Source organism: Paenibacillus oryzae (assembly GCF_001675045.1).
In the GTDB taxonomy this organism is placed as follows: Bacteria; Bacillota; Bacilli; order Paenibacillales; family Paenibacillaceae; genus Pristimantibacillus; species Pristimantibacillus oryzae.
On record NZ_LYPA01000071.1, the window covers coordinates 1 to 18268 of the forward strand.

The following is an 18268-nucleotide window of genomic DNA, read 5'->3' on the forward strand; positions in this document are numbered from 1 at the left end:
TAGGCACGCCGCCAGCGTTCGTCCTGAGCCAGGATCAAACTCTCCATAAAAGTGTTTGACTTGCTCATTACTTAACTAGCTTAACGTTTCATTGAACAAGCCAGGCTTGTCCAACTTACGTTATCTTTTGTCATTGGATTATGACATGATCCATTTGTTCAGTTTTCAAAGAACTTGTCTTCCGCAATTTCTTGCGGCGTCTGTATACTTTATCAGCTTCTTCATTTGGTGTCAAGCGTTTTTATTTCCGCTTATCACCGTGTTGCGAGTGTCTCAGAAGCGACAAGAAATAATGTACCATATCCACAAAAGGAACGCAAGCATTATTTTAAAATCTTTTTTATTCTACATAATAACAGGACTCTGCCAGAACAATGCTTGCCTTCAAACGGGATGAAATAGCGCGGGACAAAGGGTCATCCGATCGCCGTTAAAGCCCGATTCCTTTTAATAGCCTCTCGGAATTAGATCCGGGCTAAAGGGGTGGAAGTGGGGGCAACGAACCTTTGGAACTGGAAATTCTGGAATATGAAAACCAGTTTCAAAAAAGGGCAGACTACACCAAATTTTGAAATTACGTTTTTTGAAAGACTAGGCTATAGCAGGGCAGATATGCGACTTCAGCATGTCCCACGCGTCCTTCTGGCTGGCGTACCAGGCGTCCAAGTGTTGGCCAATCATAATGCCGTACATGCGCATGTACCACATCATCGTGGAGCGATGCCTGCCGGATTCGAGCTTGTAGTCGATCTTCTCACGCTTGTTGGAGCGTTCAATGGATGAGCGTCGTTTGTAAGTCAGCTTCCATTTCTCCGAATCGCGAGGCGTTTTCGTAAACAGTCTAGGATCGTCCTTGGTCTTCGTGTAGAACGTGCGACCATATTTAGCTGTAGAGCAGCCACAAGCCGGTGTACATCTCCACTTGCGACGATGGAGCTTGTAATCCGTTCCATTAGGCTTCATGGGATTTCCGTTTGGACAAATCGGAATCCCAGTGGGTGAGATCTGAATATCGCTTGCGGTTGTGCTGGTTATATTCTTTTTGGAGCGAACATTCAAATCAATGAAGGGCTCCATGCCTTGATGTTCAAGAAGAAGATAGATGGATTCCGCATCATGCGCGGCGTCGAGAAGCATTTTATCGACCGCGCCCAAGGTGAAACGTTGCTTGAATTCGACTGTGCTCATGACCAAACTGACCGCATCGTGCCGGGAAGCAGGATGCAGTCTAGGGTACAAGGGTAAATCGTGTTTGCTGTCCGCCGCTGAGATCATGTACAGGTGGTAGCCGTTAAAGTATCGCTCTCTGGCGCTATCCCAGCCCGAGCTGCAATCGGGCTGGGAGTAAAGACGATGATGGTTGCAATCAGCTATACCGCGGGCGCGACAATCGCAAGTGGGCTTGCTTCGGGGATAGGCGGATGTGACGACAGGCGTACCGTCGCCGGCAGCGCTAATCGCCGACAGATCCCCGAGCAACCCGAACTGTGCAGATACAGCAACAATCTGCGATTGAAAGAAATGAAACAAGCGATCAGCAGGTAAAGCCGTTTGGTTGTCGGCATGACGCATCATCCATTTGACCAGACGTTCCACTCTTCCTGGTGTAGTCGTAGGTGCTTTCTCGCCCTTCTTGCCTTTCTTCCTGCCTTTGCGTTTGCGCTGCAGGATAGGCCTCAAGTTTTTATCGACGGCTGGCCAAAGGCGACCGAAGAAATCGTAGAATGTACCCACTCCGGGAAGATCATCTGGAGAGAAGCCGCTCAGAATGGCGTAAATAGGTGTGCGTTTTAACTCATTGACCCATTCAGTGACGCCCATCGTCGGATTCGACATGAGAAGAATCAGGTAAGACCGGAATAGCGATGCGGGATCACGAGGCTCCGGCCCTTGATCCGAGTATTCATCCCTAAGCAAGGTCGTGATGGCAGATAAATCCGCCATCCAGAGTTTTACAGCAAGCGGCCAATCCTTGTTAATGAGGATAACGCCGGGACCGTAAGAGGTTCGCAGATGGTGGAGGATAAAAGCTTGGTAATCGGAATGGGGAATGAACGAAGGCTTCAAAAGAAACACGCTCCAATCGTGAGTAGTAAGGGTCATACCCTTCTCGCGATTTTGGCGGCACCTAGAAAAAGTCAAGCTTTTTTTGGGCAAATAACCAAAAAAATCTAAACTATTTTCCATAATGAAAATAACAATGAATGTAAAAATCCCCCTACATAAGTAGGAGGATGCTAATAATGATGGTTCAAGGAATCCCTTGTCCCATCTGCCTTGGCGAATGCCGAGAGGCTATTTTATAGTAGGGAGGCTGTGCTTGAACATACAGCTGTCACAAATCACAAATTACCTGCTTGCCTATTTAAACTACCGTATTTTAATCACCATTTGCATATATTGTAACGCTAGCCCACAAAGGCGTATACTTTTCTTGGAAGCTGCTCGCATCGCATGCTTCTTCTAAACAATGAACGCATTAAACTTCTTTTGCTTTTATCGCGCCCAAACCATTTTGAGGGAGGAATAAAGCCATGATCGATCAGTTGCAGCCTTACCGGCTTTTACAGGAAGAGGATATCAAGGAATTGCAGTCCAGCGGCTATTTGCTTGAGCACAAAAAATCCGGCGCCAAAATTGTCGTATTGTCCAATAAGGACGACAACAAGGTGTTCAGCATAAGCTTTCGCACGCCTCCAAGCGATCATACCGGCGTAGCGCATATTCTGGAGCATTCCGTCTTGTGCGGCTCGCGCAAATTTCCGGCCAAGGACTCTTTTGTTGAGCTGCTAAAGGGTTCATTGAACACATTTTTGAATGCGTTGACGTTTTCCGATAAAACCGTTTATCCCATCGCAAGCCGAAACGACAAGGATTTTCAAAATTTGATGGACGTTTATCTGGACGCAGTGCTGCATCCTGCTATTTATGACCGGGAGGAAACCTTTCTTCAGGAGGGCTGGCATTACGAGCTGCAATCGGAGGAAGGAGAAATCACTTATAATGGCGTCGTTTACAATGAAATGAAAGGCGTCTTTTCTTCCGCCGAGGATGTTGTATACAAAAAAACATTAAACTCGCTTTTTCCGGATACAACATACGGCAATGTGTCCGGCGGCCTTCCCGAGCATATTACAGACTTGACCTATCAGGAGCTGCTGGACTTCCATACCCGTTATTACCATCCCTCCAACAGCTATATTTATTTATATGGAGATATGGATGTGGAGCAAAAGCTGCTGTGGCTGGACGAAGCTTATTTGAGCGATTTTGATAGGGGGATTTCTGTAGACTCTTCAATCGCCCTGCAACCACCGCCTCCCGAGCATGCCGATATCGTTGTTCCCTACTCTGCCGGAAGCTCGGAGCCGGAGGTTGACAACAGCTTTTTGACCTATAGCGCCGTTATCGGCACCAGCCTTGAGCAGGAACTGTCCATTGCCTTCAAAATCTTGCAATATGCATTGCTGGACGCACCAGGAGCGGTGTTGACGCAAGCGCTGCTGGACAAGGGCATTGCCGGAGATGTTTACGGCAGCTTCAACGACAGCATGTATCAGCCCGTATTTACGGTAACGCTGAAGCAAAGCAATTTATCGAGCAAGGAAACCTTCCTGACAACGATGAACGATGTGCTGAAAGAGATTGTTAAAAACGGTTTTGATAAAAAAGCTTTGCTGGCCGGACTCAACTCTCAGGAATTCAGACATAGAGAAGCCGATTACGGGAACATGCCAAAAGGGCTGATCTACAATTTTAACGCGCTAAAAAGCTGGCTTTACGATGAAAACGCCCCGTTCACCTATCTGCAAGCCAATGAAGTGTACAACCGGCTGCGGCAAAAAGTGGACGAAGGCTATTTCGAGCAATTGGTGGAGCGGTATTTGCTCAATAATAATCACGTTTCCTTTGTCGCCGGCATACCGGATCACGGATTGGGCGAGCGCAAGGAAAAAGAGCTTCAAGACCGCTTGAAGGCATTGAAGGAAAGCCTGAACCAGGAGCAGCTTGCCGAAATGGTGCAAAAAACAATACAGCTCAAGGCTTATCAAAATGAACCTTCGACTCGCGAGCAGCAGGATTGCATACCTCTTTTGTCCAAATCGGACATCAAGCCGCAGGCGCCTGCCTTACATATGAAGGTAAAAGAAGCGGACGGAATACCCCTTCTTCATCATTCCTTGTACAGTAATGGCATCGGCTATCTCAAGCTGCTTTTTGACGTTAAGGAAACGCCTCGGCATTTGCTGCCGTACCTTGGCCTGTTGCAGCATGTGCTTAGCTTTGTAGATACTAAAAACTATGCATTCAGCGAATTGGCGAATGAAATCAATTTGAACTCCGGCGGAATGGCGGTCAGGCTAAAAGCGTTTAATCACGCCAATGACCCTAGCGTCTATAGTGCCGTATTGGAGTTTGATATCAAGGTGATGTACGACAAGCTGGGATTTGCATTTTCCATTATAGAGGAGATTATTCAAACCTCTAATCTGGACGATAGCAAAAGACTTCTTGAATTAGTATCGCAGCTAAAAGGACAGCTTCAGAGCAGCCTCATTAGCGGCGGACATGTGGCGGGTGTTCGCAGATCCTCCGCGGGCCATTCCCCGTCGGCTGCTTTCCGCGAAGAAACGGGCGGCATTGCCTTTTATCACTGGCTGGAGGCGCTTCACGCCAACTTTGCCTCAAGGAAAGAGGAACTGTCTGCCGGCCTGAAGGAGCTGATGGCCTTTGTTTTCCAGCCGGAGAACCTGCTGGTCAGCTATACATCAGACGAGAACAGCTATGAGGGGATAGAGGGACTAATCACCTCATTTGCCCGTTCGTTAAACTCGCAGAAAATTGAGCAAAAAGTGCCTGCCTTCATTCCTATTCAAAAACGCGAGGGCATCAAAACCTCCTCAGAGGTGCAATATGTTGTCCAAACCGGGAACTTCCGTGAAAATGGATACAGCTACACAGGGGCGCTTCGCGTCCTGGAGGGCATTCTGTCGCTGGATTATCTCTGGAACCAAATCCGCGCCAAAGGCGGCGCATATGGATGCATGGCCGGCTTCCAGCGCAACGGGGATAGCTATTTCGCCTCCTATCGCGACCCTAATTTGGAGCAGAGCTATAAGGTATACGAAGAAGTCCCTTCCTACTTGCGGAAATTCAAAGCTGACGAGCAAGAGATGACGCGTTACATTATCGGGGCTATTCAAAAGCTGGATATGCCCAAAACGCCGCGCAGCGAAGGAGAGTTTGCGCTTGCCTGCTACTTATCCGGCGTAACGGAGGCCGATTTGCAGCAGGAACGCGATGAGGTATTGGCGGCAACGGCCGAGGATATCTCCGGTTTTGCAGCGTTAACCGAAAAGCTGCTGGAGCAGGGACATCGCTGCGTCATCGGCAACGAACACAAAATCGGGCAAGCTGCCGCCCTTTTTGATTCGACGCTAAATCTCATCCAGTCTCACGTTACGGATGGAGAATAAAAAAACGACTATGAAGAAGAGAGCTATAGGGAGCAATGATAAAAAATAAGAAGTGGTAATCGCGCTTTCCTTTAAACGTTCTTTATGAGGTACTTACAAATAAAAGCAAACTCCGAGAATGAATCATTATCAGCATTCTTGGAGTTTGCTTTTTTAAGTTGACTCTACTTCAGCATTTCCAGCATTTCCTCCTCGGAAATAACCGCAACGCCCAGCGACTCCGCTTTGGTCAGCTTGCTTCCGGCATTTTCGCCAGCAAGCACGTAGTCTGTTTTTTTGGAGACGCTGCCTGAGATTTTGGCTCCGTTAGCCTCCAATAGCTTGGCCGCCTCATCGCGCGACAAGGTAGGAAGCGTACCGGTAAGCACCACCGTTTTGCCGCTGAACACGCTGTCGCCGCGAACGACAGGAGCTTCCTCCGCCTCCGCTTTTACCCCGTAGCCGCGCATTCTTGCAATGCTGTCCGCCATAACAGGGTCCTGGAAAAAACCAACGATGCTTTCCGCAACGATCGCCCCAACATCGGGAAGGCCAACAAGCTCCTCTGCCGTAGCGGCCATGACCGCATCCAGGCTGCGATAATGATCGGCCAGCATTTTGGTCGTTGCTTTGCCTGTGTTGGGAATGCCCAGCGCAAACAGGAAGGCGGCCAGCTCCCGGCTTTTTGATTTTTCTAGAGCCTCCAGCAGCTTTTGAGCTTTTCTTTCGCCAAACCGCTCCAGCTTGATCAAGTCATCAAACACAAGGCCATACAAATCTGCCGGGTCCCGGACCTCGCAATCGTCATACAGCTGCTCCGCCGTCATGATGCTAAAGGATTCAATATCCATGGCGTCGCGCGAAGCAAAATGGGTGATTCGGCCGATAATTTGCGGTCGGCAGCCCAGCTTGTTGTTGCAGAACAGATGGGCTCCGCGCTGCTCCAGCTCCATGCCGCAGGATGGGCACACTGTTGGAAATAAAATTTCTTCTCCTTGCTCCTCATCGGCTTTGCCCAATATTTCGGGTATAACATCGTTGGAGCGGCGAATAGCTACCAAGGTGCCAAGCGCATGCTTCAAGCCTTTTCGCTCAATATCGCCGATATTGTTCAGCGTACAGTTTTGCACGGTAACGCCTGCCAGCTCAACAGCCTCAACGCGCGCAACCGGCGTTATTTTTCCGGTACGGCCTACTTCCCATGAGACGGACTGCAGCACCGTTGCCGCTTCCTCCGCCTCAAATTTAAATGCAACCGCCCATCGCGGGAATTTGTCGGTATATCCTAAAGCCTCGCGAGTGCGCATATCCGTTACCTTCACGACCGCGCCGTCGATCAGGAAATCGAAGGTATGCCTTTTGGCCTCAATATCGGTTAGCTCGGCCTGAACCTCTTCTATCGTCGTCGCATATTTGACATAGGGATTGACACGGAATCGATTATCCCGCAAAAATTGCTGCATTTCGGCATGATCCTGAAAGGAGACGCCCTCCGCAAAACCAACGTTATAAAAAAAGGCATCAAGCTTACGTTGCGCGGTAACAGCAGGATTCAAATTGCGCAGAGCGCCAGCTGCCGCATTACGGGCATTTTTGAGCGGCTCTGCTGCCGTTTCATTATATTTGGCCAATACGGACAAGCCCATAATGCCTTCGCCCTGCACTTCAATAATTCCATCCGTAAACGGAATAGAGAGGGGCACGGAGCGAATTGTGCGAACCTGCTGCAATATACCTTCTCCTACCGTGCCGTTGCCGCGCGTCGAAGCTTGGGTCAATTCGCCGTTTTCATAGGTCAGGTTCAGCGTTAACCCGTCAAATTTCAGCTCAATGACATAAGCGGGATGGGGCAGCGGCTCGGCATCGGGATTTTTGGCATTGTAATCCGTGACGAATTTTACTACACGGTTATGCCATGCCAGCAAGTCTTCCTGATTCTGCGCTTTGTCCAGGCTCCATAGCCTGGCCCGATGGCGGTACGGCAGAAAACCCTTCAATAACTCGCCGCCAACCCTCAGCGTGGGAGAATCAGGCAGCACCTGCCCCGTTTCCTTCTCCAGCGATACAAGCTCGTCGTACAGCTTGTCATAATCGGCATCGTTGATCCGGGGCTGGTCCAATGTATAGTAATAATAATTATGCTCCGTAATTTGCTCCACAAGCTCCTTCATTCGAGCTAAAGGTTCCATAACGCCATGTCTCCCCTCATAAATAGAAGTTTGGAATTGAGAAGCTTCGAGCAATTTTATTCATTATAAGCTTGTTATAGCTTGGTAATCGGGGCAAAGCTGGCAAGAAGACGTTTGATGCCTACCGGGGCCGGGAATGCAATTTGCAATTCCATATCCTGACCCGTGCCTTTGACGGATACGACAGTCCCTTCGCCCCACTTGCCATGAGACACGCGGTCGCCTGCGCCATAGGAGACATTGCCTCCTCCGCTTCCGCCTGCCGCCGGATGGCCCGGCGCTTTTTTTGCCGCCGCGTCAAGGGGCGTCGTAACGGTCACTTTGCCTCTGCCGGAACTTCCTGTTCCTGCCGATCCAGCAGGTTTTGATGCGCCAAAGCCGGAGGCCGCCGTTCTGCCGTCCCGGCTAGACGATGAAGCGGAACCGCCTTTGCCGGACCATGAACCGCCTCCGCCATAGGCTGAGCCTTGGCCCCCGCTTCTCGGCGAAGCCCCATATGCCCCGCCCGATCTGCCGCTGCCGCCGATGGTTGGCCCCGATTGTCCGGAATAACCTCCGCCCTGCGACGAGCCGCCTTCCCTCACTTTTTCGGGAATTTCCTGCAGGAATCTGGAGGGCATATTCATATTTGTCCGCCCAAACAGCGTCCTCATTCGGGCGCAGGTCAAATACAGCTTTTCCTCTGCACGCGTAATGCCCACGTATGCGAGGCGCCGCTCCTCCTCCAGCTCTTCATTGTCAGTCAAGGCGCGGCTGTGCGGAAATACGGTTTCTTCCATGCCAATGATAAAAACAATTGGAAACTCCAAGCCTTTGGCGCTATGCATCGTCATCAGCACGACAGCATCCTCGGGCTGGCCCTTCTCTTCCTCGTCCTTGCCCATGGAGTCAATATCCGCGATCAGGGCCAAATCGGTCAGAAAGGACACCAGTGACTTGTCCTCATTCCGCTCCTCAAAGTCTTGGGTTACGGACAGAAACTCGTCGATATTTTCGATTCTTGCCTTGGATTCCAGCGTATTTTCGCGCTGCAGCTCCAGCTTGTATTGCGAAAGCTCCAGCACTTTTTCCGTCAGCTCCGTCACGGTCAAATAATCAACCATGGCCGTCAGGTTGTAAACAAGCTCAAAAAAGTCTGCCAGCAGGGAGCGAGTGCGGCTATTAATGTCCAGATCGCCAAGATCGGACAATACGCGATAGATGGAAACACCTCTGCGAGCTGCCTCTTCCTCCAGCTTGCCCACTGTTGTATCTCCGATACCCCGCTTCGGCACATTAATGATCCGGGTGAGGCTGATATCGTCGTCAGGATTAGAAATCAGGCGCAAATAAGCCAAAAGATCCTTAATCTCTTTGCGATCGTAGAACTTGATTCCCCCGACAATTTGATAAGGAATGTCCGATTTAATAAGAGTTTCCTCAATTACCCGGGATTGCGCATTTGTCCGGTACAGGATGGCATGATCGCCAAATTTGCGGCCCCTGCTTTTATTTCTTATAATTTCCCCCGTCACAAAATAACCCTCATCATGCTCCGAATCCGCTTGATACAGCCGGATGGGATCGCCAGGTCCTTGGCTGGTCCACAGATTTTTGGGCTTGCGGCCGCTATTCAGGGCGATAACCGCGTTGGCCGCATCCAGAATATTGGAGGTGGAGCGATAGTTTTGCTCCAGCATAATGGTTCTGGCTTCGGGATAATCGCCTTCAAAGTTGAGGATGTTGGTAATATCGGCGCCGCGCCAGCGATAGATGGACTGGTCGCTGTCGCCGACTACGCATATATTATGATGTTTGTCCGCCAGCATGCGGCAAAGCATGTATTGGGCGCGGTTGGTATCCTGATATTCGTCCACGTGAATGTAACGAAATTTATTTTGATAAAATTCCAGCACTTCCGGCATTTCCTTGAACAGCTCGATCGTTTTCATGATCAGATCGTCAAAGTCCAGAGAGTTGTTGCCCTTCAGGCGTTTCTGGTACATGCTGTATACCTTTTCGACGATTTCTTCGTAATAATCCCCGGCCTTTTCACCGTAGCGCTTGACGGAAATCAGTTCGTTTTTGGCAGAACTAATCGTTGCCTGAACAGCCTTAGGCTCCACCTTTTTGGTGTCGATTTTCAAATCCTTCATGCAATTGCGTATAACCGAAAGTTGATCGGAGGAATCCAGTATCGTGAAGTTGGAGGAGTAACCGATCCGCTCGATATCCTTGCGCAGGATGCGGACGCACATGGAGTGAAAGGTGGAAACCCATATATCTCTGCCGGATGGTCCGACGAGAGAGCCTACTCTGTCCGACATTTCTCTGGCAGCCTTATTCGTAAACGTGATGGCGAGAATGCTCCATGGCGCTACCCGTTTTTTTTCGATAAGGTATGCGATACGATGCGTTAATACTCGCGTCTTGCCGCTTCCCGCTCCGGCCATAATAAGCAACGGGCCATCCGTGGCTTGAACCGCTTCCCGCTGAGGAGGATTCAGGCTTTGGACAGCCTGCTCGATCCCGATAGAATTAAACATGATAGAACTCCTTTGTTCGCCATTTTGTTCGCCTATCCACAGTTTAGACAACACCGCTCTGCGTGTCAATTTCCTCTCTCAAAATAAGTCGGCAGTCCCTGAAAGGCTAAGGCAGCATGCCGTTTGTCCGGCTTGGACGGTGGAAGCAAGCCAAACTCAAGCAGCATAAAATAGCCTTCCTTCCCACTCGTATGAATGAGATGAAAGGCTTCTTGCCGAGCAATTACTATATCAGCCTTGCTTAACCGCCGGAACGGTCGATAACGCAGCCTCCAGATCGCTATAGACGACGTTGCCCACCACCACAGTGTGGGCATACCTTGCGGCAAGCGCCGCTTTTTCGGCATTGTCGATGCCTCCGCCATAGAAAAGCCTCGCCTGGCTAACTAATGGGCGCACTCTTTTCAGCAAATCCATATCTCCGAAACGCCCGCTATACTCCATATAAATGACCGGCAGCCGCAGCAGCTTATCCGCCATGGCGACATGGGCAATGACCTGGGCTTCGTCCATATTTGCATTAGCGGAGGTCAAGCGCGCGGCCGTCGAAGCTTCATTCAGGATAATATAACCTTGTCCGGCCGTCGTTTCCCAAGGAATAAACGCTCCATATTCCTGAAGCCCACGCAGCTGGTTGCCGATAATCCATTCCGGTTTATCCGTGTTCAGCACAACGGGGATAAAATAACCGTCAAACCCCGGAACCGCCCCGTCCAGCGTCGATACCTCCAGCGCGCAATCCACCTCGTAGCGTCTGACGCGAGACATAAGCTCAATGGTATTCCCAAACGTCACTCCGCTTGATCCCCCGAGCAAAATAGCGTCCGTGCCCGACAGGCACAATGCCTCAAGTTCATGATCGGAAATATCCTTGTCGGGATCAAGCTTGAACACATGGCGCCAGTGGCCGAACCATGCCCCTTTTGTCCCGGCTAACAATGATTGTTCACCCATACGATTATTGCCCACTTCCCCAGGCCCGCTAACCGGGCCCGCGCACTCTTTCTTATTTAACAAGCTGCCCGCGCGTAACGCCCAGCTGATTGGTCGCTTTAAGACTGCGCCATACGCTGGTGCCGGTGATTTTGCCATCCAATGCATCGCGGTACAGCTTTATGACTTCCTTCACTTTATCTCCGCTTTCCTCCAGAAACTCCACACGGTAGTGGGAGACGCCAAGGGACACAAAATTGGAGATGTATTCCGCGCCGGATTGCTCGATGGCGTTATAAACGGTGTTGCGGCAGCCCTCGTCTACGCGAACGGGATGCGACATGCCGATCCGGTCCTGCAAGGAAGCGCGTTTCTCTTCGCATGGCCGTCCGCAGTTGGTGTAGTTGGTGCCTTCGCTCATAAAGGTGCAATATACGCAATGCTCCGTATGGAACATCGGCAGATGCTGATGAATGACCACTTCAACGGCTGACGTATCGGCGTGCTCCAGCAAATCGACCATTTGCTGAATGTTCAAGTCGTAGGATGGAGTAACCAAATCCAGTCCTGCTTCTGTAAACAGCTTGATCGCTTTATGATTAGCCGCGTTCAGCGAAAAATCACCGATCAGTTTCGGGAACGGAGCATCCGGCTGCGAAGCCCGGGCCTTCAAATAATAATACAAAGCGCCTGTATTCCGCACCAAAACGGCATCCGGCTGCAGCTTCAAAATGTTGGCATGGTAGCCGTTTTCGCCAGGCATATGGATGCGCGGCGTTGCCAGAGCAATAGGCTTGCCAACTTTTCTCGCTGCCTGGACCGCAGCAGGGAATTGCTTAATGAATTCGAAGTCGGCGTAAATATATGCAGCATCGCTTTCCAACGCCGCCTCCACCTGCTCGACATTCCGGCACAATGCCGCAAGCTTTGCGCTTTTTCCGCTAACGGGCTCCAGCAAATCTCTGCCCGCTTTATTGTGTTGCGCCGAATCGGCAAAGGCGTCCACCTCATGCTTGATATAGACAGGCGGCAGCGGCCGTTGTCCCGCCAGCTGCTCCACAGCTTCGCGCCGCAAGCGGTTTAGTTCTCGAATCGGCAAAATGACATCGCCTGTCAAATCAACCTGCAGCTCCTCAAGCTGATAGACGGTTCCGCCCAGCCGGCCAAGCTGCTCTTCCAGCAATGCGGCATCCATGGGACGTTTCTGCGCCTGCTCCAGCAGCAGCTCGGATTTCAATTCAACGGTTGTACCCTTCTGGACGTCGCTCCACCAGGTGGTCATCGGCTCGCCTGCCGAACCGGAAACGCGGACGGAGAGCGGAAATACGCGATAAGGCTTATCCGTTTCGAAGCTGGCCCGCAAGCGCTTGTCCAGCGCAGGGTCGTTTGTTTTCCAGATACGGTCTCCGACATGCACCTTGCGAAGATCAACATCGTTGCGTCCCGGAACCAGCTCGATCAAAGCGCCTTCCTGCGCTTCGCCCTCCAGCTTAACTCCCTGACGGCGAACGTCGTATACGCGCCCGCCCTCTTCTTTTTTGGTGGGATCGCCGGCATCAAATACAATCCCGTCTCCACGCTTCAGCGGTGCCTCCAGGCGGACGCTGACGGCATCGCGCATAATGCGCTCCACTTTGCCGAGATAAACGCCTCGGCTTTTCGGGAAGGTCCCCTCTACAAGCTGCTTGTTATTGGTTCCATCCAGAAACCCGTGCGTAAAGCCGCGCGAAAAGCTTTGCTGAAGCTCGCGAATTTCTTCCTTGGATGGTCTGGACTTGTCCCCGTCAAAATAAAGGTCAATCGCCTTGCGGTATTTGCTGACGACGTTAGCTACATATTCCGGGCTTTTGAGGCGGCCTTCAATTTTAAAGGAGGTCACTCCTGCTTCAATTAGCTCAGGCACAAGATCAATAGCCGCCAAATCCTTGGGAGACAGCAAGTAAGCAATATCCCCCATCGGCTGATGAACGCCGTCCACCATCAAATCATAAGGAAGCCGGCATGCCTGCGCGCATTCTCCCCGATTCGCAGAGCGTCCGCCCCACATTTCCGAGGTCAGGCATTGACCGGAATAGGAGACGCATAAAGCGCCATGAACAAAAACCTCCATAGGCAGCTTGGCTTGCTCCCCGATTGTGCGAATTTGCTTCAGGTTGTTTTCCCGCCCCAATACAACTCGCTCCATATTAAACGGCTTCGTGAACTCCACCGCCTCGGGCGACGTAATCGTCATCTGGGTCGAGCCATGAATGGGGAAGTCGGGAGACATTTCCCGAATCAGCTTGACCAGCCCAAGATCCTGTACAATAACTGCATCCACGCCAGCGTCTATACACATGTCGATCAGCTGTTGCGCATCTCTGAGCTCGTCCTCAAATACAAGGATATTAAAGGTCAAAAATCCTTTTACGCCATAGCTATGCAAAAAAGCCATAATCTCCGGCAATTCCTCGCTGCGGAAGTTATTGGCGCGGGCGCGCGCATTAAATTTTTCTACGCCAAAAAATACGGCATCCGCGCCGTTGGCCACGGCCGCCCGCATACATTCCCAATCTCCGGCGGGGGCCAGCAGCTCTATATCCATTCTTGTTAATGCGGTAGATGTCATTAGATCAGTATCCTCTCAAACGCTCTATTCTTGTTCTAGTTTAGCAAAGCTATCGCTCCTAATCCACCATTGCTTGCTGGCAGATTCAGCATGTTCCTTCTTTTGTCCACTTGTTATGCGATTTTGCTCAAATGAGGGTCATGCCATGTACGTACTCTGCAAAAATGATATACTGGTAGTGAATTTGAAATATGAGGATTAGGGAGGTAGCTTCAAAATGAAATTAGGCGTTTTTACGGTCTTATTTGCACAAAAATCATTGGAAGATGTACTCGATTACATTGCTTCCAAGGGACTTAACGCTGTCGAAATCGGAACTGGCGGATATCCCGGCAACGCGCATTGCGATCCTGACACGCTTCTGGCTGACGCTGGCAAACTGAAAGCGTTTAAGCAAGCCGTAGAATCCCGCGGCCTGATCATTAGCGCGCTTAGCTGCCATGCCAACCCGCTGCATCCGCAAAAAGCTATTTCCAGCGAGCATGACAGCGTTATACGCAAAACAATCGAGCTGGCAAACCGTCTGGAGGTTGGCATCGTAAATACATTCTCGGGCTGCCCTGGCGACCATGAGGATGCCAAATATCCAAACTGGCCAGTAGCTCCTTGGCCTAATGACTTCCAGGACATTCTGAAATGGCAATGGGAGCAAAAGGTCATTCCATATTGGTCCGAAATTGGCGCCCTCTCTGAAAGCGCTGGCGTAAAAATCGGGCTTGAGCTGCATGGCGGCTTCTCCGTTCATAGCCCTGGCACTCTGCTTCGTCTTCGCGAAGCGGCAGGCAAAGCAATCGGCGCCAACCTTGATCCAAGCCATCTGTGGTGGCAAGGTATTGATCCTGTTCAGGCTATCCATATTTTGGGCCGCGAAGGCGCGATTCATCACTTCCATGCCAAGGATACAACTATCGATCCTGTCAATGTCAACAAACACGGCGTAACGGATATGCAATCCTATGCGCTCATGCTGGATCGGGCTTGGCAGTTCCGCACGGTTGGTTATGGACATGATCTTAAGGTATGGGCTGATATCATTAGCGCTCTGCGTCTGGTTGGCTACGATTACGTGGTCAGCATTGAGCACGAGGACGGCTTGATGTCCGTTGACGAAGGCTTCACCAAAGCGGTCCAAAACCTTAAACAAGTTCTGATCACGGAGCCGCTTGGCGAGATGTGGTGGGTATAAATATATACACAAAAAAGTTCCGCTAACTTAGCGGAACTTTTTTGTGTGTGCGTCATGCACACTGGCAATGACATTCAGGCATTGGCCTCTCAGCCATGGCCCCAGCCTTGCTTGGAGCGGTTTAACCTGCCGGCCAAACCTTAAAGATCATGACGTAGTCGATAAACAGGAACAAACCTAGCGCCACCGTCGTAAAGCCGATTGCAAATACATTTTTCCTTGGCCGCGCCGTCACAAGACGGACAAAGCCGATTGCAATAATAACCGTAAAGGCCAGCATAAACCAGTCAAACGGATCAATATTCAAACCAGCCGATTTTACTGCTTCCTCAGCGAGAAACATAAGGGACCCCCTCTTAATGACACGCAGCCTAATCTTAGCGTAGTCTAGTCTGAGTATATGTTATCCTTTCCCCGCTTCCGATGCAAGTCTGAAACATTTTCGTAACAATTTTGTCACACTTTTCGAGGTGTACCACGCTTATAGCTTGGTGCCGACCTCTTCTTTGCTTTTATACCGGTTTTCTGTTCTTTCACGGTCACGTATTAGAACCGGCTTGAGATAACGGCCAGTGTAAGAGCCATCCACCTCAACAACCTTTTCCGGTGTGCCGACGGCTACGATCGTGCCGCCGCCGCTGCCCCCTTCGGGACCTAAATCAATGATATAATCCGCGGTTTTGATAACATCCAGATTATGCTCAATGACCAAAACAGACTCTCCCGACTCCACCAAACGGTGCAAAACGTCAAGCAGCCGGTCAATATCATGAACATGCAAACCTGTTGTCGGCTCATCAAGAATATATAAGGTTTTGCCTGTGCTGCGGCGGTACAGCTCCGCCGCCAGCTTCACGCGCTGCGCTTCGCCGCCTGACAAGGTTGTTCCCGACTGTCCCAGCTTCATGTAACCCAGACCAACATCCATCAACGTTTTGATTTTGCGGTGAATGCGCGGAATGTTTTCAAAGAAAGAACAACCGTCCTCAATCGTCATATCCAACACATCCGCGATGTTTTTCCCTTTGTAGCGGACTTCAAGCGTTTCCCGGTTATAGCGCTGGCCTTTGCAAATTTCGCACGGCACATATACGTCAGGAAGGAAATGCATTTCGATTTTGATAATGCCGTCGCCACGGCAGGCTTCGCAGCGCCCGCCTTTGACGTTAAAGCTAAACCGCCCCTTTTTGTAGCCGCGCACCTTGGATTCGTTCGTATTGGCGTACAAATCGCGAATATCATCAAAAACACCGGTATACGTAGCCGGGTTGGAACGCGGCGTACGGCCGATTGGCGACTGGTCAATATCAACAACCTTCTCCAAATGCTCCAGACCGCGAAGCTCTTTGTATTGTCCTGGACGAGTCTTGGCCCTGTTCAAGTCGCGTGCTAATGTTTTGTACAAAATTTCATTAACAAAGGTTGATTTGCCCGAACCAGACACACCGGTTACTGCAGTAAATACACCTAATGGAATTTTGACATTAATATTCCGCAGATTGTTTTCTTTAGCTCCGCGAACCTCCAGCCATTTGTCGCCAGTGTCACGGCGCTGGAGCGGAACCTCAATAAATTTGCGTCCGGACAAATATTGTCCCGTCAAGGATTCCTTATGCTGCATCAATTCTTCCGGCGTTCCTTGAGCGATAACTTGTCCGCCATGAATGCCGGCTCCAGGCCCGATATCGATAATATAATCCGCAGCCATCATGGTATCCTCGTCATGCTCGACCACAATGAGCGTATTGCCAAGATTGCGCATATGCTCCAGTGTTCCAATAAGCCGATCATTGTCGCGTTGATGCAGACCGATGCTTGGTTCGTCCAGAATATACAAAACGCCCATTAAACTGGAGCCGATTTGCGTAGCCAGGCGAATCCGCTGCGCTTCGCCGCCGGACAGCGTACCCGCCGCTCTGCTGAGCGTCAAATATTCCAGGCCGACATTAACCAGGAAGCCCAGCCTGCTGTTGATTTCCTTCAGGATGAGATTAGCGATGGTTTTTTCCTTTTCCGTTAGCGAAAGGCCATCGAAATACCGCTGTGCGTCGCCAATGGACAATGACGTGACATAAGCGATATTTTCGGAGGCAACTGTAACGGCCAGCGTTTCCTTGCGCAGACGTTGACCTTTGCAGCTGCCGCAAGGCTTGGCGCTCATATAACCCTCGATATGCTCCCGCATGGATTCCGAAGGCGTATCCCGATAACGGCGCTCCAGATTGTTAACGATCCCTTCAAAAGGCACATGGGCTTCCTTCCGGTGGCCAAAATCATTTTCGTAAATGAAACGGACGCGTTCCCCGCCTGTTCCGTACATCAGCTTTTTCATATGCTCCGGGTCCAGCTCCGAAACCGGAACATCCTCCGGAATGCCGTAGTGTCCGCAAACCGCGCTTAAAAATTGCGGATAATAATTGGAGGTGCTTCCCGCCCAGGCCAAAAATGCGCCTTCCTTAATGCTCTTGCCGGAATCGGGAACCAGCAGCTCAGGGTCAACGATCATTTTGGCGCCAAGCCCGTCGCACTCCGGACAAGCTCCAAACGGGCTGTTGAACGAAAACATACGCGGCGCCAGCTCCGGTATGCTGAAGCCGCATTCCGGGCAAGCCAAGTTGGAGCTGAACAACAGCTCTTCCTGGTCCATAACATCTACAATAACGCGGCCCTCCGCAAGCTTAAGCGCTGTTTCCAGCGAGTCCGCAAGGCGGGCATGAATATCCGGCTTGATGACGATCCGGTCAACAACAACTTCAATATTATGTTTTTTGTTCTTTTCCAGTTCAATCTTTTCGCTTAGGTCGCGCAGCTCTCCGTTAACCCTGACGCGAACAAAACCTTGCTTTTGAATATCCGTAAACAGCTTGGTATGCTCGCCTTTGCGCCCTGAAACAAGCGGCGCCATTATTTGCAGGCGAGTGCGCTCCGGATATTCCATAATCCGGTCGACCATCTGCTGGACGGTTTGCGACGTTATTTCAATACCGTGATCCGGGCAATGAGGTCTGCCGATACGTGCAAACAACAGACGCAAATAATCGTAAATTTCGGTGACTGTGCCAACCGTAGACCGCGGATTACGGCTTGTTGTTTTTTGGTCGATAGAAATCGCGGGAGACAAGCCGTCGATGGAGTCGACATCCGGCTTCTCCATCTGGCCTAGAAACTGCCTGGCATACGCGCTCAGCGATTCTACGTATCTGCGTTGACCTTCGGCATAAATCGTATCAAATGCCAGCGACGATTTACCGGAGCCGCTAAGTCCGGTCAATACAACAAACTTATCGCGGGGAATCGTTACATCAATATTTTTTAAATTATGGGCGCGGGCGCCTTTGACTACAATTTTGTCACTTGCCACCGGTTACTCC

At 50.7% G+C, this 18268-nt stretch carries 9 protein-coding genes; 2 read left to right on the top strand and 7 right to left on the bottom strand.

What is annotated here, in order from left to right; translation table 11 throughout:
- Positions 1 to 591: 591 nt before the first annotated feature.
- Positions 592 to 2067, bottom strand: coding sequence for a transposase (locus A7K91_RS19605; RefSeq protein ID WP_068686219.1), 1476 nt, complete (start codon positions 2065 to 2067; stop codon positions 592 to 594).
- A gap of 467 nt (positions 2068 to 2534) precedes the next feature.
- On the opposite strand from A7K91_RS19605, the gene A7K91_RS19610 reads away from it, so the two are divergent.
- Positions 2535 to 5477, top strand: a complete 2943-nt coding sequence (locus tag A7K91_RS19610; protein ID WP_068685898.1) for an insulinase family protein — start codon at positions 2535 to 2537, stop codon at positions 5475 to 5477.
- Between the two features lie 164 nt (positions 5478 to 5641).
- Here the strand turns inward: A7K91_RS19610 and ligA are convergent, their stop codons facing one another.
- The 4 genes from ligA to A7K91_RS19630 all read right to left on the bottom strand — a co-directional run bounded on the left by ligA (position 5642) and on the right by A7K91_RS19630 (position 13711).
- Complete coding sequence (gene ligA, locus A7K91_RS19615; protein ID WP_068685900.1) at positions 5642 to 7645, bottom strand: NAD-dependent DNA ligase LigA; 2004 nt, start codon at positions 7643 to 7645, stop codon at positions 5642 to 5644.
- A 74-nt stretch (positions 7646 to 7719) separates the two neighbouring features.
- Complete coding sequence (gene pcrA, locus A7K91_RS19620) at positions 7720 to 10170, bottom strand: DNA helicase PcrA (protein ID WP_068685902.1); 2451 nt, start codon at positions 10168 to 10170, stop codon at positions 7720 to 7722.
- 231 nt (positions 10171 to 10401) lie between these two features.
- A complete protein-coding gene (gene pcrB, locus A7K91_RS19625) occupies positions 10402 to 11124 on the bottom strand; it encodes a heptaprenylglyceryl phosphate synthase (RefSeq protein ID WP_068685904.1) in 723 nt (240 codons plus the stop codon).
- 52 nt (positions 11125 to 11176) lie between these two features.
- Complete coding sequence (locus tag A7K91_RS19630; protein WP_068685906.1) at positions 11177 to 13711, bottom strand: U32 family peptidase; 2535 nt, start codon at positions 13709 to 13711, stop codon at positions 11177 to 11179.
- A 217-nt stretch (positions 13712 to 13928) separates the two neighbouring features.
- Between A7K91_RS19630 and A7K91_RS19635 the strand changes: the two genes are divergently transcribed.
- Positions 13929 to 14897, top strand: a complete 969-nt coding sequence (locus A7K91_RS19635; RefSeq protein WP_068685908.1) for a sugar phosphate isomerase/epimerase family protein — start codon at positions 13929 to 13931, stop codon at positions 14895 to 14897.
- A gap of 121 nt (positions 14898 to 15018) precedes the next feature.
- On the opposite strand, the gene A7K91_RS19640 is transcribed toward A7K91_RS19635, so the two are convergent.
- Both A7K91_RS19640 and uvrA read right to left on the bottom strand, forming a co-directional pair.
- Entirely contained in the window at positions 15019 to 15240 is a 222-nt protein-coding gene (locus A7K91_RS19640; protein ID WP_068685910.1) for a hypothetical protein, read from the bottom strand.
- 138 nt (positions 15241 to 15378) lie between these two features.
- Positions 15379 to 18258 (bottom strand): excinuclease ABC subunit UvrA, encoded by a 2880-nt coding sequence (gene uvrA, locus A7K91_RS19645; RefSeq protein ID WP_068685912.1) that lies wholly within the window; start codon positions 18256 to 18258, stop codon positions 15379 to 15381.
- Between the last annotated feature and the right edge of the window lie 10 nt (positions 18259 to 18268).